The sequence below is a fragment of the Streptomyces sp. NBC_00829 genome, assembly GCF_045161795.1.
Lineage (GTDB): Bacteria > Actinomycetota > Actinomycetes > Streptomycetales > Streptomycetaceae > Streptomyces.
Window position 1 is genome coordinate 6,093,101 of sequence record NZ_CP108867.1, and the last position, 18,914, is coordinate 6,112,014.

Annotated in this window: 17 protein-coding genes; 9 read left to right on the forward strand and 8 right to left on the reverse strand. The window is 71.4% G+C overall.

The genetic code is table 11. The features are described 5' to 3' along the window. Positions 1-14: 14 nt before the first annotated feature. The 6 genes from OG293_RS27065 (at position 15) to OG293_RS27090 (ending at position 4,761) form a co-directional block, all read left to right on the forward strand. Positions 15-356: a hypothetical protein gene (locus tag OG293_RS27065; protein ID WP_406001380.1), complete on the forward strand. Its 342-nt coding sequence runs from the start codon at positions 15-17 to the stop codon at positions 354-356. A gap of 28 nt (positions 357-384) precedes the next feature. Further along, the gene (locus OG293_RS27070) at positions 385-1,641 is read left to right on the forward strand and encodes an NAD(P)/FAD-dependent oxidoreductase (RefSeq protein ID WP_406001381.1); all 1,257 of its coding nucleotides are present in this window, start codon (positions 385-387) and stop codon (positions 1,639-1,641) included. Positions 1,642-1,741: 100 nt separating this feature from the next. Next, a complete protein-coding gene (locus OG293_RS27075) occupies positions 1,742-2,107 on the forward strand; it encodes an Rv2175c family DNA-binding protein (RefSeq protein ID WP_406001382.1) in 366 nt (121 codons plus the stop codon). 128 nt (positions 2,108-2,235) lie between these two features. Further along, the gene (gene thiE / locus OG293_RS27080; protein ID WP_406001383.1) at positions 2,236-2,898 is read left to right on the forward strand and encodes a thiamine phosphate synthase; all 663 of its coding nucleotides are present in this window, start codon (positions 2,236-2,238) and stop codon (positions 2,896-2,898) included. A gap of 64 nt (positions 2,899-2,962) precedes the next feature. Continuing rightward, positions 2,963-3,880, forward strand: coding sequence for a methylenetetrahydrofolate reductase [NAD(P)H] (gene metF / locus OG293_RS27085; RefSeq protein WP_406001384.1), 918 nt, complete (start codon positions 2,963-2,965; stop codon positions 3,878-3,880). A 50-nt stretch (positions 3,881-3,930) separates the two neighbouring features. Continuing rightward, positions 3,931-4,761, forward strand: coding sequence for a hypothetical protein (locus OG293_RS27090; RefSeq protein ID WP_406001385.1), 831 nt, complete (start codon positions 3,931-3,933; stop codon positions 4,759-4,761). 16 nt (positions 4,762-4,777) lie between these two features. Here OG293_RS27090 and OG293_RS27095 read toward each other — a convergent pair whose 3' ends face one another. The 5 genes from OG293_RS27095 to OG293_RS27115 form a co-directional block, all read right to left on the reverse strand. Further along, complete coding sequence (locus OG293_RS27095; RefSeq protein WP_406001386.1) at positions 4,778-6,286, reverse strand: phytoene desaturase family protein; 1,509 nt, start codon at positions 6,284-6,286, stop codon at positions 4,778-4,780. A 104-nt stretch (positions 6,287-6,390) separates the two neighbouring features. Further along, positions 6,391-7,008, reverse strand: coding sequence for a DUF4126 domain-containing protein (locus tag OG293_RS27100; protein WP_406001387.1), 618 nt, complete (start codon positions 7,006-7,008; stop codon positions 6,391-6,393). A gap of 511 nt (positions 7,009-7,519) precedes the next feature. Then, complete coding sequence (locus tag OG293_RS27105) at positions 7,520-8,137, reverse strand: TetR/AcrR family transcriptional regulator (protein WP_406001388.1); 618 nt, start codon at positions 8,135-8,137, stop codon at positions 7,520-7,522. Between the two features lie 38 nt (positions 8,138-8,175). Continuing rightward, positions 8,176-10,263 carry a YhgE/Pip family protein gene (locus OG293_RS27110; RefSeq protein WP_406001389.1) on the reverse strand — a complete coding sequence of 696 codons (2,088 nt, stop codon included), beginning with the start codon at positions 10,261-10,263 and terminating at the stop codon, positions 8,176-8,178. Further along, the gene (locus OG293_RS27115; protein WP_406001390.1) at positions 10,235-11,143 is read right to left on the reverse strand and encodes an ATP-binding cassette domain-containing protein; all 909 of its coding nucleotides are present in this window, start codon (positions 11,141-11,143) and stop codon (positions 10,235-10,237) included. Before OG293_RS27115 ends, OG293_RS27110 begins: the two co-directional genes overlap by 29 nt. Before the next feature lie 295 nt (positions 11,144-11,438). Here OG293_RS27115 and OG293_RS27120 point away from each other — a divergent pair, with 295 nt between their 5' ends. The 3 genes from OG293_RS27120 to OG293_RS27130 all read left to right on the forward strand — a co-directional run bounded on the left by OG293_RS27120 (position 11,439) and on the right by OG293_RS27130 (position 13,589). Continuing rightward, positions 11,439-12,062: an SAV_6107 family HEPN domain-containing protein gene (locus OG293_RS27120; protein ID WP_406001391.1), complete on the forward strand. Its 624-nt coding sequence runs from the start codon at positions 11,439-11,441 to the stop codon at positions 12,060-12,062. A 117-nt stretch (positions 12,063-12,179) separates the two neighbouring features. Next, the gene (locus tag OG293_RS27125; RefSeq protein ID WP_406001392.1) at positions 12,180-12,938 is read left to right on the forward strand and encodes a class I SAM-dependent methyltransferase; all 759 of its coding nucleotides are present in this window, start codon (positions 12,180-12,182) and stop codon (positions 12,936-12,938) included. Between the two features lie 252 nt (positions 12,939-13,190). Next, positions 13,191-13,589 carry a DUF3040 domain-containing protein gene (locus tag OG293_RS27130; protein WP_406001393.1) on the forward strand — a complete coding sequence of 133 codons (399 nt, stop codon included), beginning with the start codon at positions 13,191-13,193 and terminating at the stop codon, positions 13,587-13,589. A gap of 295 nt (positions 13,590-13,884) precedes the next feature. Here the strand turns inward: OG293_RS27130 and OG293_RS27135 are convergent, their stop codons facing one another. From OG293_RS27135 to OG293_RS27145, 3 genes are read right to left on the reverse strand one after another with little or no spacing between them, the layout of a single operon-like run. Then, positions 13,885-16,377: a DUF3488 and DUF4129 domain-containing transglutaminase family protein gene (locus tag OG293_RS27135; protein WP_406001394.1), complete on the reverse strand. Its 2,493-nt coding sequence runs from the start codon at positions 16,375-16,377 to the stop codon at positions 13,885-13,887. Next, the gene (locus OG293_RS27140; protein WP_406001395.1) at positions 16,374-17,729 is read right to left on the reverse strand and encodes a DUF58 domain-containing protein; all 1,356 of its coding nucleotides are present in this window, start codon (positions 17,727-17,729) and stop codon (positions 16,374-16,376) included. Before OG293_RS27140 ends, OG293_RS27135 begins: the two co-directional genes overlap by 4 nt. Further along, complete coding sequence (locus OG293_RS27145; protein WP_406001396.1) at positions 17,729-18,775, reverse strand: AAA family ATPase; 1,047 nt, start codon at positions 18,773-18,775, stop codon at positions 17,729-17,731. Before OG293_RS27145 ends, OG293_RS27140 begins: the two co-directional genes overlap by 1 nt. Between the last annotated feature and the right edge of the window lie 139 nt (positions 18,776-18,914).

Genomic DNA, 18,914 nt, shown 5'->3' on the forward strand with positions numbered 1-18,914 from the left:
AGGGAGCAGCCGCTGTGGCACGGTCGCTCGACGGAGTCGTTCTCTCGCCGGTCGCGGACCAGGCTCCGGGCCAGGTGGGCACCCGCACCCGGTTCGTCTACCACGAGCTGGACGGCCGGATCTGGGCCGAGTACGAGGGCGGCGACGTGGTCCGCGGCCGTCTTGTGGGGACGCGGGAGGGCGACCGGCTCGACTTCCGCTATGTGCAGCTGACGACGGACGGCGGGACCTCCTCGGGGCACTGCCTGTCGACGGTGGTGGAGCTGGCGGACGGGCGGCTGCGCCTGGAGGAGAGCTGGGAGTGGGAGTCCCGGGAGGGCAGCGGGACGAGCACGGTCGAGGAACCAGTTTCCTGACTGACCGTCAGATGCGTAAGGTTGACGGGTGAGCGAGCAGCAGACAGCAGGCGAGCGGCAGACACCACAGGCCGAGGGGCGGCAGCGCGTGGTCGTCGTCGGCGCGGGAATGGCCGGAGTGCAGACCTCCGTGGCCCTGCGGGAGCAGGGCTTCACCGGGCCGGTGACCCTGATCGGGGCCGAGCCCCACCAGCCGTACGACCGGCCCCCGCTCTCCAAGGCGATCCTCCTCGGCACGGCCGAGGGCTCCGCCTTCGAGGTCGACTTCGAGACGCTCGGCATCGAGCTGCGGCTGGGCTGCGAGGTCACCGGCGTACGACCCCGTGCGCACGAACTGGACACCGAGGCGGGACCCGTCCCGTACGACATCCTCGTCATCGCCAGCGGCGCCGAGCCCATCACCCTGCCCGGCGCCGAGGGAGTCCCCGGGGTCCATCTGCTGCGCACCCTCGACGACGCCGCGCGACTGCGCCCTGTTCTGACCCGGCGGCACGACATGGTGGTCGTCGGCGCGGGCTGGATCGGCGCGGAGTTCGCGACGGCCGCCCGCGGGGCGGGCTGCACGGTCACGGTCGTCGAAGCCGCCGACCGGCCCCTCGCGGGTGCGCTGCCCGCCGAGGTCACCGCGCCGATGGCCGACTGGTACGCGGAGTACGGCACCGAACTGCTCACCCGCTCCCGCGTGGCCGGCATCGAGCCCGGCACGGTGATCCTCGAGGACGGGCGCCGGCTCCCGGCCGGGGCGGTCGTCGTCGGTATCGGCGCACGCCCCGCCACCGCCTGGCTGAGTGGCTCCGGCATCGCGCTCGGTCCGGACGGAGCAATCACCGCGGACGAGTATCTGCGCACCTCACTGCCCGATGTGTACGCCGTCGGGGACTGCGCCTCCTTCCCGTCCGGCCGCTACGGCGAGCGACTGCTCGTGCACCACTGGGACAACGCCCTGCACGGGCCGCGCACGGTCGCCGCCAACATCGTCGCGAGCGGTGTGGGGGAACCGCCCCAGGCCTACGACCCGGTGCCGTACTTCTGGTCCGAGCAGTTCGGCCGCTTCGTGCAGTACGCGGGCCATCACGGGAGCGCCGACACGATGGTGTGGCGCGGCGATCCGGCGGATGCCACCTGGTCCGTGCTCTGGCTGCGTGAGGGTGTCCTCGTCGCGCTCCTCGCCGTGGGCAGGCCCCGTGACCTGGCGCAAGGGCGCAAACTCGTAACGTCCGGCGCACGGCTCGATCCGGACCTCGCAGCTGACCCCTTTGTCCCTCTGAGGGCGGCCGCCCGCTAGGGCCTTTCGTTGGGTCGAGCCCGGCAAGATCCAAACGAAAGCCCCTAGGACTGGCCGGGGTCGGCTACCGACTGTCAGTCCGGGATGGCACGCTTGTCCTGTGACCGAGATTGACGCAAAGATCGATGCTCTCGTCCCCGCCTGGCTCCACCTTCCCGACATCGCGGAAATGCTCGATGTCGAGGTGACACGCGTACGGCAGCTGGTCAAGGACGGCCAGCTGATCGCCGTACGCCGTGGTGAGAACCGGGCGCTCCAGGTGCCCGCCGCCTTCATCGACGGCACCAAGGTGGTCAAGGGCCTCGCCGGGACCCTGACCCTCCTGAGGGACGACGGCTTCACCGACGAAGAGATGCTGGAGTGGCTCTTCACTCCCGACCCGACCCTGCCGGGCACGCCCGCGCAGGCGCTCAGTGAGAATCGCGGCACGGAGGTGAAGCGCCGGGCCCAGGCGCTCGCCGTCTGACAGGCCCGAACAGCAGTCCGGCGTCCCACATGCCCTGATCGGGGCGTTCGGAAGACACCATCGCGCGGTGGGCGGGCAAGGCCCGGCGGCCCGGCCCGCCCACCGCCGACCCAACGGGGGGATCCACCATGCCCACGGCTCGTCACCCGCTGTCCGACGCCAGGCTCTATCTGTGCACGGACGCCCGGAAGAAACAGGGCGACCTCGCAGGCTTCCTCGACGCCGTACTCGGCTCCGGGGTCGACATCGTGCAGCTGCGCGACAAGGGCATGGAGGCGGCCGAGGAGCTGGAGCATCTCCAGGTCCTCGCCGACGCCTGCCGGCGCCACGGCAAGCTCCTCGCGGTGAACGACCGCGCGGACGTGGCCCACGCCATCGGTGCCGACGTGCTCCATCTGGGACAGGGCGATCTGCCGGTCCCGGCGGCCCGCGCCATCCTGGGCCAAGAGGTCCTCGTCGGCCGTTCCACGCACGCCGAGTCCGAGGTGGACGCGGCCGTCGCCGAGCCCGGCGTGGACTATTTCTGCACCGGCCCCTGCTGGCCCACCCCCACCAAGCCCGGACGGTACGCCCCCGGACTCGGCCTGGTCCGGTATGCGGCGGGGCTGAGGACCGACCGTCCGTGGTTCGCGATCGGCGGTATCGACGCCGGCAATCTCGACCAGGTACTGGACGCGGGCGCACGCAGGGTCGTCGTCGTCCGCGCGATCACCGAGGCGGACGACCCGGCCGCCGCCACCGCCGAGCTCGCCAAGCGGATACGGGCCCACTGCGAACAGGCCAATGGGTGAGCGATTGATGTCCGATGGGTGGACTCCGGTTGGGCGACCCCCAAGGCCTGGCTAACCTGCGAGTATGGCCCTAGGTACTGCTTCGACCAGGTCGGATCGCGCACGGACGGTGCGCGATCTGCTCGCGACCGGTAAAACGTCCTACTCCTTCGAGTTCTGGGCGCCCAAGACCGAGAAGGGCGAGCGGCACCTCTGGAACGCACTGCGCAGGGTCGAAGCGGTCGCCCCGAACTTCGTCTCCGTGACCTACGGCGCCGGCGGCTCCACCCGCGCGGGCACCGTCAAGGCCACCGAGCAGATCGCCGCCGACACCACCCTCACCCCTGTCGCGCACCTCACCGCGGTCAACCACTCCATCGCCGAGCTGCGCAACATGATCGGCCAGTACGCCGACGCGGGGATCCGGAACATTCTCGCCGTCCGGGGAGACCCGCCCGGCGACCCGATGGCGGAGTGGGTCAAGCACCCGGAAGGCGTGCGGTACGCCGCCGAGCTCGTCCGGCTGATCAAGGAGTCCGGCGACTTCTGCGTCGGTGTCGCGGCCTTCCCCGAGATGCACCCGCGCTCCCAGGACTGGGACACGGACATCCATCACTTTGTCGACAAGTGCCGGGCCGGAGCCGACTACGCGATCACCCAGATGTTCTTCCGGCCCGAGGACTATCTGCGCCTGCGCGACCGGGTCGAGGCCGCCGGCTGCCGGACCCCGATCATCCCCGAGGTCATGCCGATCACGAACGTCCGGCAGCTGGAGCGGTTTGCCCAGCTCAGCAACGCCGCGGTCCCGGCGGAGCTGAAAGAGAGGATCCTCGCAGTCAAGGACGATCCGGCCGCTGTACGCTCCATTGGAATCGAGTACGCGACGGAGTTCTGCGCAAGGCTGCTGTCCGAGGAAGTCCCCGGACTGCATTTCATTACGCTCAACAACTCCACGGCGACGCTCGAAATCTACGAGAATCTCGGACTGCACGAGCAGTCGTGAGCGGCCGTACCGCCCCGACCCGGGGCGGCGGCCGAAGGAGAGGGGCGGGCATGGGCTGGACGGTCCTCTATATCGCGTTCGGCATCGTCGCGCTGTGGCTGCTCGGTGAGGTGCTGCTGCAGTACAAGGCGCGGCTGCGCTGGCGGCTGCTCGCCTTCGGCGGATTCCTCTGCGTGGTCTTCGGAGTCCTGTTGCCCTCGGTGGTGGTGATCGGCCTCGGAGCCATCGCCTTCGCGATCGGCCAGACCTATGTCACGCTCTCCTTCCGCCGTGGCTTCTCCACCGGCTGGGCGCTCGGCGGCAGCCCCGGTGTGAGCCGACGCCGCAGGTCCGGCGCCGGATCGGACGCGGCCTCGCGCGAACCCTCGCTGGAAGTCTCCGACCTCTCCTACGAGTCCCCCGAGCAGCCGGAGCCGGTCTACGAACCGCTGCCGCTCCCGGACGACACCGGGACGTACGGCGTGTACAGCGAGCGGGCCTACGCGGCGGCTCAGCAGGAGCAGCCGGAGGAGCAGAGCCGGAGCCACGCGCAGTACGGCAGCGCCTACGACAGCTACTACTCCGGGAACGACCAGCAGCAGTCGGGCCAGGAGACCTACGCCGGGCAGTACGACTACGGCACCCAGCAGCAGTACGCCGCGTACTCCGATCCGTATGTCGGCGGCCAGCAGTACAACACCTACGACGGCTACGACAGCTACGGCGGCCAGCAGCAGTACGCCGACCCGTATGCGCAGCAGCAGTACGGCGAGACACCTCCCGGCGGGGTGTGGGTCCCGCAGCAGCGCGACAGCGAGCAGCAGGCGCCCCCGATGCCGCAGGAGCAGCCGACGCAGTACGGCTACGACACCGGGAACAACGAGCAGCAGTACCGCTACTGACGCCCGTCGGCTCCCGTCACCGGGAGCCGCGGAAGTCCGCGCCCTCCACGATCAGTCCGGCCACCAGCGCACCCGACATCCCGGCGTGCGCGAGCCCGCCGCCCGGGTGGGCCCAGCCGCCGGCGAAGTGGAGACCGGGCAGCGGTGAGCGATTGTCCGCCGGCAGCAGCGCGCCACGGGCACCGGCCAGCGCGGGGCCGGGCACCTGATAGGTGCCCGTCTCGCGGAACGTGTCGGCGGGGGTACGCACCTCGCGCCACAGCAGCCGTTCGCTCAGTCCCGGCAGAGCGGCTTCCGCGGCCTGTGTCATCCGGTCGGCGAAGGCCTCCACCGTTTCCGGCTCACGGGCCCACAGATTCTCCGACGCGTGCATGCCCCCCGCCGGGACGGTCGCGGTGACCGTCACCGACTCGTGGTCGCCGTCGGGACGCAGCCGGTCGTCGTCGGGCCGGAGCACCACGACCGTGGGCCGCTCGGCGAGCCTGCCGCGGGCGAGGGACTCCAGCTCGTCCTCCCGGTCGGCCGAGTGCACGACCGTCCGGTGAACGGCGTCCGCGGGCCGCGGGCCGCGCAGCGCGAGGCACAGGGTGACCCGACCGGTGCGGGCGCCCGTCTGGTGGCGAGGCCACTCGTCCTGGCTCTCCCACGCGACGACCTGGTCCCGGTAGAGGGCGGGCACCGGAGCGCCGGAGACCACCTGGTCCGCTTCGACGAACTCCCCCGCGAGCTGAAGGCCCGCCGCCCGCCCGTCCTTCTCCATGACACCGGTGACCTCGGCGCCGAAGACGAATGTGACCTTGCGTGCGCGGCACCGCTCGTGGACGGCGTCCGCCAGCGCGCGGATGCCTCCGCGTACGTACCAACTGCCGAATGTCTGCTCCATGTACGGCAGGACCGCGGCCGAGGCGGGGGCGCCGGCCGGATCGAAGCCGTACGCGAGCGCGTAGCTCTCCAGCAGCGCGGCCAGCCGGGGATCACGCAGCTCGCGCCGGCCCACCTCGGCGAGCGTCGTGGGCGGGCGCCGCAGCAGCCCGGACTTGAGCCCGGGGTACGGTTCGCGCTCCAGCGGCGCCGGATCGGCGGGCAGCGGCTCCTCGAGCAACGGCCGCCGGGTGCGCTCCCAGGTGTCGCGTGCGCGCCCCAGCAGCGCGCCCCACCGCTCGCCCGCCCCGGAGCCGAGGGTCTCCTCCAGTGCGGAAACGGTCCCGGCCCGGGAGGCGTTGGGCAGAGACACCGCAGTGCCGTCGGCGAACAGGTGCCGGCTCGCCGGGTTCACCTGGACGAGTTCGACGCACTGCTCCAGCGGCTCCTTGCCGGTCTTCATGAACAAGTCCCGCCATACGGCGGGCAGATGCAGGAGACCTGGGCCGGTGTCGAAGGCGAAACCCTCGCGCTCGAACCGGCCCACCGAGCCGCCGTACGTCTTCGAGCGCTCGTACACCGTCACCTGGTGGCCTGCCACGGCCAGCCGGGCGGCGGCCGCCATCGCGCCCATCCCGGCGCCGATCACCGCAATCCGTCCCATGTCCGGACCTTATCTGCCGGGGATCCGCGGCCTGTCCCCGGGACGGCGGTCCCTGCCGACGGCGACGGCCACGCGGACGCCGACGGCCGGCCGGGGCGGCCCGGTCACCAGGGTGGTCGGTCCACCCCGCCGGCTGCGAGCCGATTCTCCTCGCGGCGCCGTGCTCTGCGCCGCCAGAACCGTCGGATCCGGGAGGCGAGGAAGATCAGTACCACCAGGCCCAGCAGGAGCAGCGTCCCCGCGGTGATCGCCGCCGCCAGCGGATGGAAGATCGCGAAGGTGATGATTCCCGCGACGCCCAGATCCTCCGCCATGCTGACGCCGATGTTGCTGAAGGGCTCGGGCGAGGTGTTGATGGCCATCCGGGTGCCGGCCTTGACCAGATGGCTCATCAGCGCGGTCAAACCGCCGATCGCTCCGGCGGCCAGCTCTGGCAGCGAGCCGCTCTCCCCGGCCAGCAGCGCGGCCACGACCGCACCCGCGACCGGCCGGATCACGGTGTGCACGGTGTCCCATATCGAGTCGACGTACGGGATCTTGTCCGCCACCGCCTCGCAGAGGAAAAGGACACCGGCGACGATCAGGACATCGGTGCGCTGAAGAGATTCGGGCACCTCGTCCGTGAGCCCGGTCGCGCCGAAGACGCCGAAGAGCAGGACCACCGCATAGGCGTTGATCCCGCTGGCCCAGCCGCTGGTGAAGACGAGAGGGAGTACGGACACGGACGCGATCGTAACCAGACGCCGGGCCGCGCGGGTGGGGAGGAGTACGGACGGCTGAGTAGCCGTACCTAGGTGGCGAGATGAGTACGCGCGCGGATGGGGCGCCACCTGCGCAGACGAAAGAGTGGGGACCACGGAGGGGGCGCAGCGCCGGAACCGCCGACACGGGGCGGCGGAAACGGCGCGGCTCCCCTGACGCAACCGGGGTGCACGACGGAGAACCTCAAGACCGACGGGGGAAACGGGGGTTGCGGGTTCTCCGGCACCACGGGGAGTACGGGGGAAACGGGGACGGTCCCGGGGGACGGAAGGAACGGGGACACGGGGGAAACCGCCGGTCCGGCGAGGCTCGGGGGGATCGAGCCTTGCCGGACCGGCACTTCTGTGTCTCTTCGGGTCCCTGGCTGCCGCGCCCCTGTGGGGTGCGCCCCGCCCGCCGTTTCTCCGCCTGCCGTGTCCCTGCCCGCCGTGTCCCTGCCGGACGCTGAGCGTCCCTGTCCGGCAGGGACGCTCAGCGTCCGCTGACGCGCCCGTGCAGCAGCCGTGACAGCGCGGAGTGCACATCATCGAGGGAGCGCTCCGGCTGGAACGCCTGCCAGTCGAGCGCGGCCACCAGCACCATCCCGACCAGTGCGGCCGCCGTCAGCGGGATGTCGATCTCCTGGCTCAACTCGCCGCTCTCGACGGCTTCCCGCAGGACCGTCTCGACCACGGCGACCGCCTGCTGGCGTACCACGAGAAGCGTCGACTGCCAGGCCCGGTTGGTGCGCCACAGCTCGGCGACGTACAGCTGCGTGAAGGCCGGATAGCGGTCGATGAAGACCAGACCGGCCCTGATCATCGCGTCCAGTGCCTCGACCTTGGTGCCGCTGCGCTCCGCCGTCTCGTCCGCGGCGGACTGGAGGGAGGTGGTGAGCAGGCCGACGCCGTACCGCAGCAGCTCCTCGAAGAGCTCGGACTTGCTCTTGAAGTTGTAGTAGACCGTGCCCTTGGCGACCCCGGCGCGCTCGGCGATCTCGTCCACCGTGGTGGCGGAGAAGCCCTGCTCGGCGATGAGGGTCACCGCTGCCTCGTAGAGCTTCGCCCGGGTCGCCCGGCGTCTTGTGCTGGTGCTGTCTCTGCCGTCCATGCCGTCCATGGCATCGATTCTCACAGGTCCCGCCCGTCTCACAGGCTCAGCTCCGGGTGCAGCCGGTCGAAAGTCCACACCTGCTTGCGGCGCGCGGAGACGGCGGTCAGGGCGAGCGCGCCCGCCGTGAAGGCGATCAGCACCGCGCACGCCTGCCAGACCGGGCCGAGTCCGCCGCCCGTGATGAGCCTGCGCAGCGCCTCGATGACGTAACTCATCGGGAGGAAGGGATGGATGGCGCCGAAGAACGCCGGGCTGGTCTGGACGGGGTACGTGCCGCCCGCCGAGGTCAGCTGGAGCATCAGCAGAGCCAGGACGAGAATCCGGCCCGCGGCCCCGAAGCGGGCGTTCAGCCACTGGATGATCGCCGCGAAGCAGCCGGTGACCAGGGCGAGGAAGCCGAGGGTTCCGGCCGCGTACGCCATGTTCAGACCGGGGCCCCAGTGCAGTACGGCCATGAGCGCTGCGACCTGCACCAGGCCGATCGCGGCGACGGGCAGCCAGCCGGCCACCGCGATCCGCCAGGCGGACGCGCCCGCGGCGAGGGCACGCCGGTTGAGCGGCTGGATGATCATGTACGCGACCATCGCGCCCACCCAGAGCGAGAGCGGGATGAAGTACGGGGCGAATCCGGTGCCGTAGTTGGGCGCCTTGTGCAGGGACTGGTTGGCCAGCTTCACCGGGTCGGCCATCACCTGCGTGCGCAGGTCACGGTCCTTCTTGTCGTAGTCGGGAATCTTGTCGACGCCGTCGTTGAGGCTGCCGGCCAGCTCGGTCGATCCGCCGGCGAGCTTGTAGATGCCGCCGTCCAGCTTTCCCGCGCCCTTGGTGAGCCTGCTGACCCCGGTGTCGAGGGTCGCGGAGCCCGACTTGGCGTTGCCGAGCCCGGAGTGCAGCGTGTCCGCGCCCTGAGCGACCTTCTTCGCACCGGAGTTGAGCGCGTTGATCTTGCCGACGGCCGACTTCAGGTCCTCGTCGAGCCGCGGAGCGCGCTGGGCGAGGGCCGACGCCTTCTTCTGCAGATCGGCGAGCTGGGCGTCGAGCTTCTTCAGATCGCCGCTGTTGTTCTGCACCAGCGCGTTGACGTCGTCCGCGACCTTGGCGACATCGGCCGCGGTGGTCTTGGCGCGCTTCAGGGCGGCGCAGACGGCCGGGTCGGGAAGCAGCGCCTCCTCGCAGCGCGAGGCGTACAGGGAGCTGAGCTCGTCCGCCGACTTGTGGGCGAGGACCGCCGAGCCGGGGGCCGTCTTCACGAGGATGCCGAGGTTGTGGCGGATCGCCTGGGAGGCGTCGGCGACGAGCTTGGCCGCGGCGCCGATCGCCTTGCCGTTGTCCTTGAGATACGGCCGGACGTCGGCGGCGACACCGTTGGCCTTGTCGGCGAGCGCCTGGGTGCCTTGGGAGACCTGCTGGGATCCGGTTTCGAGGTCGGCCGCGCCCTTGTTGAGCCTGGCGAGGCCGCCGACCAGCTTGCCGCTGCCGTCCTTGGCGTTCTTCAGCCCGTCGGCGAGGTCTTTGGAGCCCTTCTTCGCCGTGCCGATCCCGCCCTTGAGCTGGGCGGCCCCCTTCGCGGCCTTCTCAGTGGCGTCATGGAGCCCGGAGAAGGAGATGAAGATCCGGTCGAGGAAGGTGCGGGAGGCGTTCGTCGAGGCGGCGGTGCGGACCTCGGAGAAGACCGTCCGCGAGATCTGTCCGATGATGTAGTTGTTGGCGTCGTTTGTACGGACCTGAAGGGCGCCGGTTTCGGGGGAGTCCCCGGAGCTGGATGCGATGCGCGCGCTGAAGTCACCGGGCATAGTCAGCGACAGGTAGTACTCGCCGTCCTCGACGCCCTTGCGGGCTTGGGACGCGTTCACCTCGTGCCAGTCGAAGACCTTGCTCTTGAGCAGGCGCCCGGCGATCTCGTCGCCCGCCTGGAGCTCCTTGCCCTCGGCAGTGGCCCCCTTGTCGTCGTTGACGAGCGCGACAGGGATCTTGTCGAGCTGTCCGTACGGGTCCCAGAAGGACCACAGGTACAGCGCGCCGTACAGCAGCGGCAGCAGCAGGACCGCTACGAGCGCGGCCCCCGGCAGCTTCCCCCTGCCGAACCGCTTCAGCTCAAGCGCGGCCAGTCTCGGCGAGCGCATCGGCCGTCCCCTCCTCGGTGGTGTCCTTGGTCGTGTCGTCCGGCGTGTCCGGCGCGGCTTCGCCGGTGTCGTCCGGTGCGGCCTGTGCCATCCCGCCCGGCGTCTGCGGGGCTGCCTGTGCCGTCCCGCCAGGCGTCTCCGGCGCGGCTTCGCCGGTGTCGTCCTCGGCGCTCTCGGCCATGGCGCCGGCGACTGTCCGGACCGCCTTCGTGCCGTCGGGCGCCTGGCTGCACACGGCGAGCACGGTCGTGCCCGCGGCGGCGACGGACCGCAGCAGCCTCCAGGCCTCGGCCCGGTCGGTGTCGGAGAGCTTGAGATCGGCGTCGTCCACGGCGATCAGGCGGGGCCGGCCGATCAGTGCGAGGGAGACGGACAGGCGCAGGGCCTCCAGCCGCTCCAGGTCGCGTACGGCCGTGCGCTCCTGCTTGGGCAGGGTGGCGAGGTCGAGCCCCGCTGCCTGCAACGCCTCGTCGATACGGATCCGGGCCGCCGCGGTCCGCTCGGCGCGGGGCCGCAGCAGGGCCCGCAGCGAGGCGTCGAAGCGGCGCTGCAACAGGGCCCGCTCGCGCAGATGCTCCCCGACCGTCAGCGCCTGCTCCAGCTCACTGACTCCCTGCACCGGACCGAGCGCGCTGATCCTGCGTACGCCGGCCATCTCGCTCGGCAGCGCCAGACCGCCGATGTCGGCCCGGCCCTCGGTGGGGCGCATCCGGCCGGTCAGCGCGAGCAGCAGGCAGGTACGGCCTGAGCCGGACGGGCCCTCGATCGCGATGAGCGAGCCGGGTTCCGCCTCGATGCTCACCGAGCGGAACGCCCAGCCACGTGGGCCCTTGAGCCCGAAGTCCTCGGCGGTGACGGCCGCCCCGTGCGGGCTGTCCACATACCCTCCCCTCATTTTTAAACTGACCAGTCAGTACAGAAAAGTACCCCGAACCCGTGATCGAAGCAAAACGACCCCTTCAGCGATCGGGATCCGGCCCCTCGCGCGGAGCCATATGAGCCACCGTTTCGGCGAGCCGGGCGCACACGACAGCCGCGCCGCCCGGCCACCACCGCACACGGAAAGCAGCAGGTCAGCCGCGGGCCGTCCGGGGGCAGAAGCCGATTGTCAGTGGTGCCCCTCACGATGGACACATACGGCCACAGCGCCGTCACGCGACGACAGGAGGTTCGTCATGGCCAGCTCGTACGCAACCGCCGCACACCGGCGCCGCGCCACCGGCCCTGCCCCCTCACCGACCGGACCTGCGAACGACGTGCATCCCGTCCTGCGGCGGGCCTCGGCACCGCCCGCCGCCCTCGACCTCCTTGCCCAGGCCCGCACGGGACTGGACGAGGCAGCCACTCTCGAAACGCCCAACGAGCGGTATGCCACGGCGCATCTGGCCGCCCTGCGCACCGCGGCCGCCGTCCTCGCCGCACGCGGTCGGCCGGAGACCGGCGAGCGGCGCAGGCAGCGCATCCGAAGTGCCTGGGAAGTCCTGCCCGAAACAGCACCCGAACTGTCCGAGTGGAGCGCCCTGTTCGCCTCGGGCGCCCGGCGCAGGGCGCGAGCCGAGGCCGGCATACAGGGAGCGGCGAGCAGCCGCGACGCCGACGATCTGCTGCGCGATGCGGCCATGTTTCTCCGCCTCGTGGAGCGCATGCTCGTGCTCCAGCCCGTGCTGCCGCAGCCGCGGACGGAACCAAGGACGGAACCAAGTGCGGAACCGCGGGCGGAACAGCCCGCGGACCTTCAATCCGACCCGCGCAAGGAGCGGCGGGCCGGGCTCGGCGGGACGGGGGACGCCGCGGGGTGAGACGGAGGGCCGGTCGGGCCGGCCGAGGCAATAGGGTGGGCTGCGTCTTCACCGTTCATGTCCCGCGAAGTTCATGTCCCGCGAACCGGGGCAGCACCGTCCGAGGAGTCAACTGCCGTGCCGGACCCGACGCGCCCCCGCGCCTCTCTCCGTACCGCCGTGGTCTGGGACGTCCTCAAGGACGCACTCGACCGCAGGGTCAAGGCATCCGGGACGGACGCCCTGGACGTGCTCGACACCGGCGGCGGCAGCGGCAACTTCGCGGTGCCCGCGGCCCGGCTCGGGCACCGTGTCACCGTCGTCGACCCCAGCCCGAACGCACTCTTCGCGCTGGAGCGCCGCGCTGCCGAGTCCGGCGTGGCCGACCGCGTCCGCGGTGTCCAGGGCGACATCCACGGGCTGTTCGACGTCGTCGAGCGCGGCAGCTACGACGCGGTGCTGTGCCACGGCGTCCTGGAGTACGTGGACGACCCCGCCGAGGGCGTACGGAACGCGGTGGACGCCCTGCGGCCCTCCGGCGCGCTCAGCCTGCTCGCCGCGGGCCTCGGCGGTGCCGTCCTCGCCAGGGCGCTGGCCGGGCACTTCACGGAGGCCCGCACCGCGCTCAGCGACCCGGCGGGCCGTTGGGGCGCGGGTGACCCGGTGCCCCGGCGCTTCACGGCCGAGCAGCTCACCGAGCTCGTCGGTGCCGCCGGTGCCGAGGTCGGTGCCGTGCACGGTGTCCGGGTCTTCGCCGACCTGGTCCCGGGCGTCCTGGTGGACACCGAGCCCGGCGCACTGGAAGCACTGCTCAAGCTGGAGGCCGCCGCGGCCGAGCTGCCCGCATTCCACTCCGTCGCGACCCAGCTCCACGTGCTGGGCGAGAAGCGCGCCTGATCAGCGGCGCAGCCGCACATGGAGTACGCCACAGACCCCCCGATCGTGGCCCGCGCCCCGTATGATCGAGGGACACCATCCGGCATGACGGATCGGAGGTCGGGGAATCTACGCCTCAGCACCTGCGAGCCGTCATGGCGGCCCGGACTGGCGAATTGGCATTGAGGGCGGGTTTCACGGGGGCGATTCCCTGCCTATCCTGAAAGGGCCGCATACCGGTCGCCCCCCGCGACCGACGACTAGGAGGACTCCGTGCCGCTCTCGGAGCACGAGCAGCGAATGCTCGAGCAGATGGAGCGAGCGCTGTACGCCGAAGATCCCAAGTTCGCTACAGCGCTTGAGGGAAGCGGGCTGCGTACGTACACCCGGCGACGGGTCTACCAGGCAGTCGCCGGCTTCCTGGTGGGTATCGCGCTCCTCATGGCCGGAATGGTCGCGCAGCAGATCTGGATCAGCGTGGTGGGATTCCTCGTCATGCTGGGCTGTGCGGTTCTCGCGGTCACCGGATGGCGCAAAGCGCCGAAGCCGGGCGAGCAGCAGACCCTGGGGGACCCGGCGGCCACGGCTCGCCGTCAGCCCCGTCGGCGCAGGTCGATGATGGACCGGATCGAGCAGCGGTGGCAGCGCCGCCGTGACGAGCCGGGCCACTGATCATCGACGAGCAGGGCCACTGATCATCAAGGCCTTGCCGTGAAAGACGCCCCAACGACGTTGTGGTCGCAGTGGAACCGTGGTCCGGCTTCCTGCGGGCCTCCCGGACTTCCGGCCCTTTCCGCATTCACGGCCCGGCTGTTCGCAGGACCGGGCTCGTGGGGCATGCAGGACCGGGCTGTTGGGACATGCAGGACCGGGCTCGTGGGACATGGCTCGTGGGACATGGGTGAGGGGCCGACGCTTTCGAGCGTCGGCCCCTCACCCATGTCCGGGTATCCGCGTCCGTCCCCCCTCAGCCTCGCTGACGGGACGGACGGCGCATCAGTCCCGGCAACCGGTCCAGACTCCAGCGGTGCACGCCCCAGCGGTCCGTGAAGGCCGCCCAGCGGGCCGAGAGGGCCCACACCACCCGGACGGACGAGCGGGGCGCGAGCACTGCCCGCAGCCGCGTCCCACGGCTCGCCGAGGCCCGCAGCCCGGACCAGATGTGCCGGGCGTCCTCCGCAAGTCCCGTGCCCGGCTGGGGCTCCGGCGCGTACAGCACCTGCTCCACCGCATGAGCGACCCGGTGCACCGCGTTCGCCGCCTCGCCCTCCAGCCTGCCCAGCCGGACGATGCGGGCGGCCGCCTTGCGCGGTGTCTGTGACTCGTCCGGCAGGATGCCGTGGTCCCAGGCCAGGTCGGAGACCTCGTGCCAGGTCGCCAGCGTCCGGGCAGCGGTCTCCGCGAGGTCTGGCTGGGCCAGGGCCCCGACATCACCGGACGTCTCCTGCGACACCGCCGTGCCGTCGTCCGCCGGGACGCGACCGTCGCTACGCAGCCGCCTGGACCGCGTGCGGATCCGCCACAACATCGGCAGCAGTGGCAGCAGCACCAGCGCCGCCACACCCAGGCTCACGGCAAGGACGGTCCCGACCGGGGTCCCCGGATCGGCCGGCGGCAGGATGTCGCGGGGAGCGGCGGCGCCGCAGTCGCCGAGCCGCTTCGCCTGCGCCGAGCAGTTCTCCTGGACGGTGGGCGCCGCGCTCGGGGCGGCCGAGGCACGCTCCGAGGGCTTGGTCGGTGTGCTCGGCCCTCCGCCGGGCGCCTCGGGCCGGGTGTAGTCGGGAGTGCTTCCCCGGCTCGGGGTCGGCTCGAACCGTGTCCATCCCACGCCCTCGAAGTAGAGCTCCGGCCAGGCGTGCGCCTCGCGCAGGCCGATCGACATCGTGCCGTCCGGGCGCGGGGAGCCCGGCGTGAAGCCCACCGCGACCCGCGCCGGTATGCCGAGCGTCCGCGCCATCGCGGCCATCGAGAACGAGAAGTGGACGCAGAAGCCTTCCTTCCGCTGCAGGAAGCGGGTGATCGCTTCGACGCCGGTACCCGACGCCACCTGGGTGTCATAACGGAAGCCGCCGCCGACCGCGAAATAGTCCTGGAGCTTGACCGCGCGCTCGTAGTCGTTCGCGGCGCCCTTGGTCACCTGCTTCGCGGTGGCCTTGACCTGCTCGGGCAGCGTGTCGGGCACGTTGGTGTACTCGCCGAGCAGATTCGCCGGCGCGCGGGGTGCGGAGGCAAGCTGCTCCGAGGTCGGCTTCACCAGCAGGCTGGTCACCGAATACTGCGCCCCACGGGTGTTCTGTCCGCGGTCGCCGACCAGGGTCCGTCCGGCGGGCTCGAAGCGCCAGCGTCCGCCGATCGTGACTTTCGCAGCCGGGTACGGCATCGGCAGCCAGCTCTGCTTGTACGAGCCCGACGCCGAGATGTTCGTCTTGATCTCGGTCACGCCGACCGCGGAGCTGAGGCCCTCCGGCTGGGGGAGCCGGTCGGGTACGTCCCTGACCTTGCGCTCCGAGGACCTCCACGCGGTCCCGTCGAACTGGTCGAGCGCGACGATGCGCAGATAGAGATCCTTGGTGTCCGTCGCATTGGTGCGGTACCGGATGACCTCGCGGTCCTCGGGCTGATTCAGGCTGTCCTGCAACGAGACCAGCGGGTTGACCGCGGAGATCGTACCGCCGCCCGAGCCGGCTCCGGGCCCGCTGCCCGCGGCGTCCAGCAGACCACCGTCCAGCGCGGGCAGCGCCGCGGGGACCACGAGCGCGACGCCGAGAGCCAGCGCGCCGATCCGGCGGCCCGTCCGGGCGGGAGCCAGGGCACCGCCGCCCGCGGCGTCGAATCCGCCGGCACGACCCTGCCCGGCTGCGGCCCCGCCGAAGACCCGGCCCCACTGGGAGAGCCGGTCGCGGCCCTCGGCCAGCAGGAGCACCAGATAGCCGGTGGCCGCGGCCAGGAACCACAGCCAGCTCGCGCCGTCGCCGTCGGACAGACCGGCCGCGATCGAGTACAGCGCGAGCAGCGGCAGTCCCGCCGGGGCGGCGCTGCGGAACGTCACCGAGAGAGCGTCCACCGCGAGACCGATGACCAGCACTCCGCCGACCATCATCAGCCGGATGCCGTCGGTCACCGGTGCCGGGATCGCGTAGCGTCCGACGTCCTCGCCGCCCGCGCTCAGCACCCGGCCGAACTGCTGGAACACATCGGGCCCCGGCAGCACACCGAGAATCGCCTGGCTCCGGGCGAAGACGACCGTGAGCAGCAGCAGCAGGACGAGCGCCTGTACCGCCACGGTCAGCGGCCGGGCCAGCGGCACCCGCCGGGCCAGCGCGCCCACACCGCTCTGGATGGCCAGCAGGAACGCCGCCTGCACCATCCAGCCGGCCGGGTCGACCAGCGGCAGCATGGCGCCCGCTGCCAGCAGAGTGGCGGCGTAGGCACAGAGCGCCAGCCTGGTGCGACCGCTCATGACCAACCCCCAGAGAAACCGTTCGTACCGCTGCCGGAGGACTCGTTGCGCTCTCGGCCGGCCTGCTGCCACAGCTCGGCGAGCGGTGCCCCGGGTGCCACGGCCAGCGCCGTCCAGCCCGCCTCGCGCAGCAGTCTCAGCCGGTCGTCGACCGCCCCCGCCACCGCGCCGCTCGTCACCCAGGTCCCGCTGTCCAGGACGAAGGCGACGGCCGCGCCGCTGCGTCCGCGCATCCGTGCCGCCAAGGTCGCCTGCTCCTCGTCCAGATCGCCGAAGAAGGCGATCAGCAGCCCTTCGTTCCCTCCGCGCAGCACGTCGTAGGAGCGTGAGAGCCCGGCTCCGTCGGAGTGGTCGACGACCGCGAGCGTGTCCATCATCAGACCCGCGGAGTCGGCTGACTCCTGCGTGGATCCGGCGAAGCCGTCGCCGCCCTCGCCGGGCACCGAGTTTCCGGTGTCCGTCAGCAGCCGGACCGCGAAGCCCCGCTCCAGCATGTGCACCAGCGCGGAGGCCGCGCCGGACACCGCCCATTCGAAGGCGGAGTCGGGACCCGCGCCCTCGTAGGCGACCCGCCGGGTGTCGAGCAGCACCGTGCATCTGGCCCGCTGGGGCTGCTCCTCGCGGCGCACCATCAGCTCGCCGTAGCGGGCCGTGGAGCGCCAGTGCACCCGGCGCAGATCGTCGCCGTGGCGGTAGGTGCGCGGGATCACGTCGTCGTCACCGGCCAGCGCCAGCGAGCGCTGCCGCCCGTCGCCGTATCCGGACGCCTCGCCGGCGAGGCGCACCGCGGGGAGGACCTCGGTCCGGGGGATGACGGTGAGGGTGTCGAACGCGCTGAAGGAACGGGTGAGCTCGCACATCCCGAACGGGTCGCTCAAGCGCAGCTGGAGCGGGCCGAGGGGATAGCGCCCACGCAGGTCCGAACGGACGCGGTACGACACCTCGCGGCGACCGCCCGCCTCCACCCGGTCGAGCACGAACCGGGGCCGGGGCCCCAGCACATAGGGCACATGGTCCTGGAGCATCAGCAGCCCGGTGGGCAGCCGCGAGACGTTGTCCATGCGCAGATGCACCCGGGCCTCGGCTCCCGAGGGCACCCGCGAGGGCGAGAGCCGCCGGCTGCCCGCGACCCGGTAGCGGGTCCGGTACAGCACGGCGACGCAGACCAGCGGGAGCACCGCGAGCAGCAGGCCGACCCGCAGCAGATCGCCCTGTCCAAGGACATAGGCGCACACCGCCGCCGCGATGCCCGCGGCGAGGAAGGAACGGCCGCGCGTGGTCAGTCCGCCCAGGGCCGCCCTCACTCCGCCCGTGTCCTTGCCTTCCGCGGCGGCGGGGTCCCCGGCCGGCATCACAGCCTCCGGGCGCCGGGCTGCTGGCCGTAGAGCGGCGGCTGGGAGGGCCTGCCCGGCACGTACGACGTCTCCGCGCCGCCGGCCGTGGGCACGGGAGTGCGCTGCATGATGTCCAGCACGACCTGCTCCGCCGTGCGGCGGTTCAACTGGGCCTGCGCGGTCGGCAGCAGCCGGTGCGCCAGCACCTGGACCGCCAGCGCCTGGATGTCGTCGGGCAGGGCGTAGTCCCGGCCGCTCAGTGCGGCCGAGGCCTTCGCGGCACGCAGCAGATGCAGCGTGGCGCGCGGCGATGCACCGAGTCTGAGATCCGTATGGGTGCGGGTGGCGGCCACCAGGTCCACGGCGTACCGCCGTACGGAGTCGGCGACATGGACCGTGCGCACCGCGTCGATGAGCTTCACGATGTCGTGGGCGTGCGCCACCGGCTGTAGATCGTCCAGAGGCGAGACGCCGCCGTGCACATCGAGCATCTGGAGCTCGGCGTCCGCACTGGGGTACCCGATCGAGACGCGCGCCATGAAGCGGTCGCGCTGTGCCTCGGGCAGGGGGTACGTGCCCTCCATCTCCACCGGGTTCTGGGTGGCGACCACCATGAAGGGGGTGGGCAGTTCGTACGTCTTGCCGTCGATGGTGACCTGGCGCTCCTCCATCGACTCGAGCAGCGCCGACTGCGTCTTGGGCGACGCGCGGTTGATCTCGTCGCCGATCACTATCTGCGCGAAGATCGCGCCCGGCTTGAACTCGAAGTCACGCCGCTGCTGGTCGAAGATCGACACACCGGTGATGTCGGACGGCAGCAGGTCCGGCGTGAACTGAATGCGGCGCACCGAACAGTCGATGGACCGCGCCAGCGCCTTGGCGAGCATCGTCTTGCCCACGCCCGGCACATCTTCGATGAGCAGATGGCCCTCGGCCAGCAGCACGGTCAGCGAAAGCCGTACGACCTCAGGCTTGCCCTCGATCACACCCTCCACCGACCGGCGGACACGCTCCGCTGTGGTGGTCAGATCTGTGAGGCTCGCTCGATCGTCATAGGTCGTCACCCGGCCCTCCTCGGCCCGTTCTACGGGCCGGCGCACTTCAGACGGCCCGGCCCACCCCGAAACACGGACACCGTTTCCGGAAGGTTCCGGAAGGGTGTCACACACGCATTCTTGTTGCCGTTACCGCTTCGTGTCACTC

Excerpts from the sequence above, each read along its gene's own strand:
- thiE (WP_406001383.1), top strand. The coding sequence starts at position 2,236 with ATGCCCACGGCTCGTCACCCGCTGTCCGACGCCAGGCTCTATCTGTGC.
- OG293_RS27120 (WP_406001391.1), top strand. The coding sequence starts at position 11,439 with ATGGCCAGCTCGTACGCAACCGCCGCACACCGGCGCCGCGCCACCGGC.
- OG293_RS27090 (WP_406001385.1), top strand. The coding sequence starts at position 3,931 with ATGGGCTGGACGGTCCTCTATATCGCGTTCGGCATCGTCGCGCTGTGG.
- OG293_RS27110 (WP_406001389.1), bottom strand. The coding sequence starts at position 10,263 with ATGCGCTCGCCGAGACTGGCCGCGCTTGAGCTGAAGCGGTTCGGCAGG.
- metF (WP_406001384.1), top strand. The coding sequence starts at position 2,963 with ATGGCCCTAGGTACTGCTTCGACCAGGTCGGATCGCGCACGGACGGTG.
- OG293_RS27140 (WP_406001395.1), bottom strand. The coding sequence starts at position 17,729 with ATGCCGGCCGGGGACCCCGCCGCCGCGGAAGGCAAGGACACGGGCGGA.
- OG293_RS27095 (WP_406001386.1), bottom strand. The coding sequence starts at position 6,286 with ATGGGACGGATTGCGGTGATCGGCGCCGGGATGGGCGCGATGGCGGCC.
- OG293_RS27105 (WP_406001388.1), bottom strand. The coding sequence starts at position 8,137 with ATGGACGGCAGAGACAGCACCAGCACAAGACGCCGGGCGACCCGGGCG.
- OG293_RS27135 (WP_406001394.1), bottom strand. The coding sequence starts at position 16,377 with ATGAGCGGTCGCACCAGGCTGGCGCTCTGTGCCTACGCCGCCACTCTG.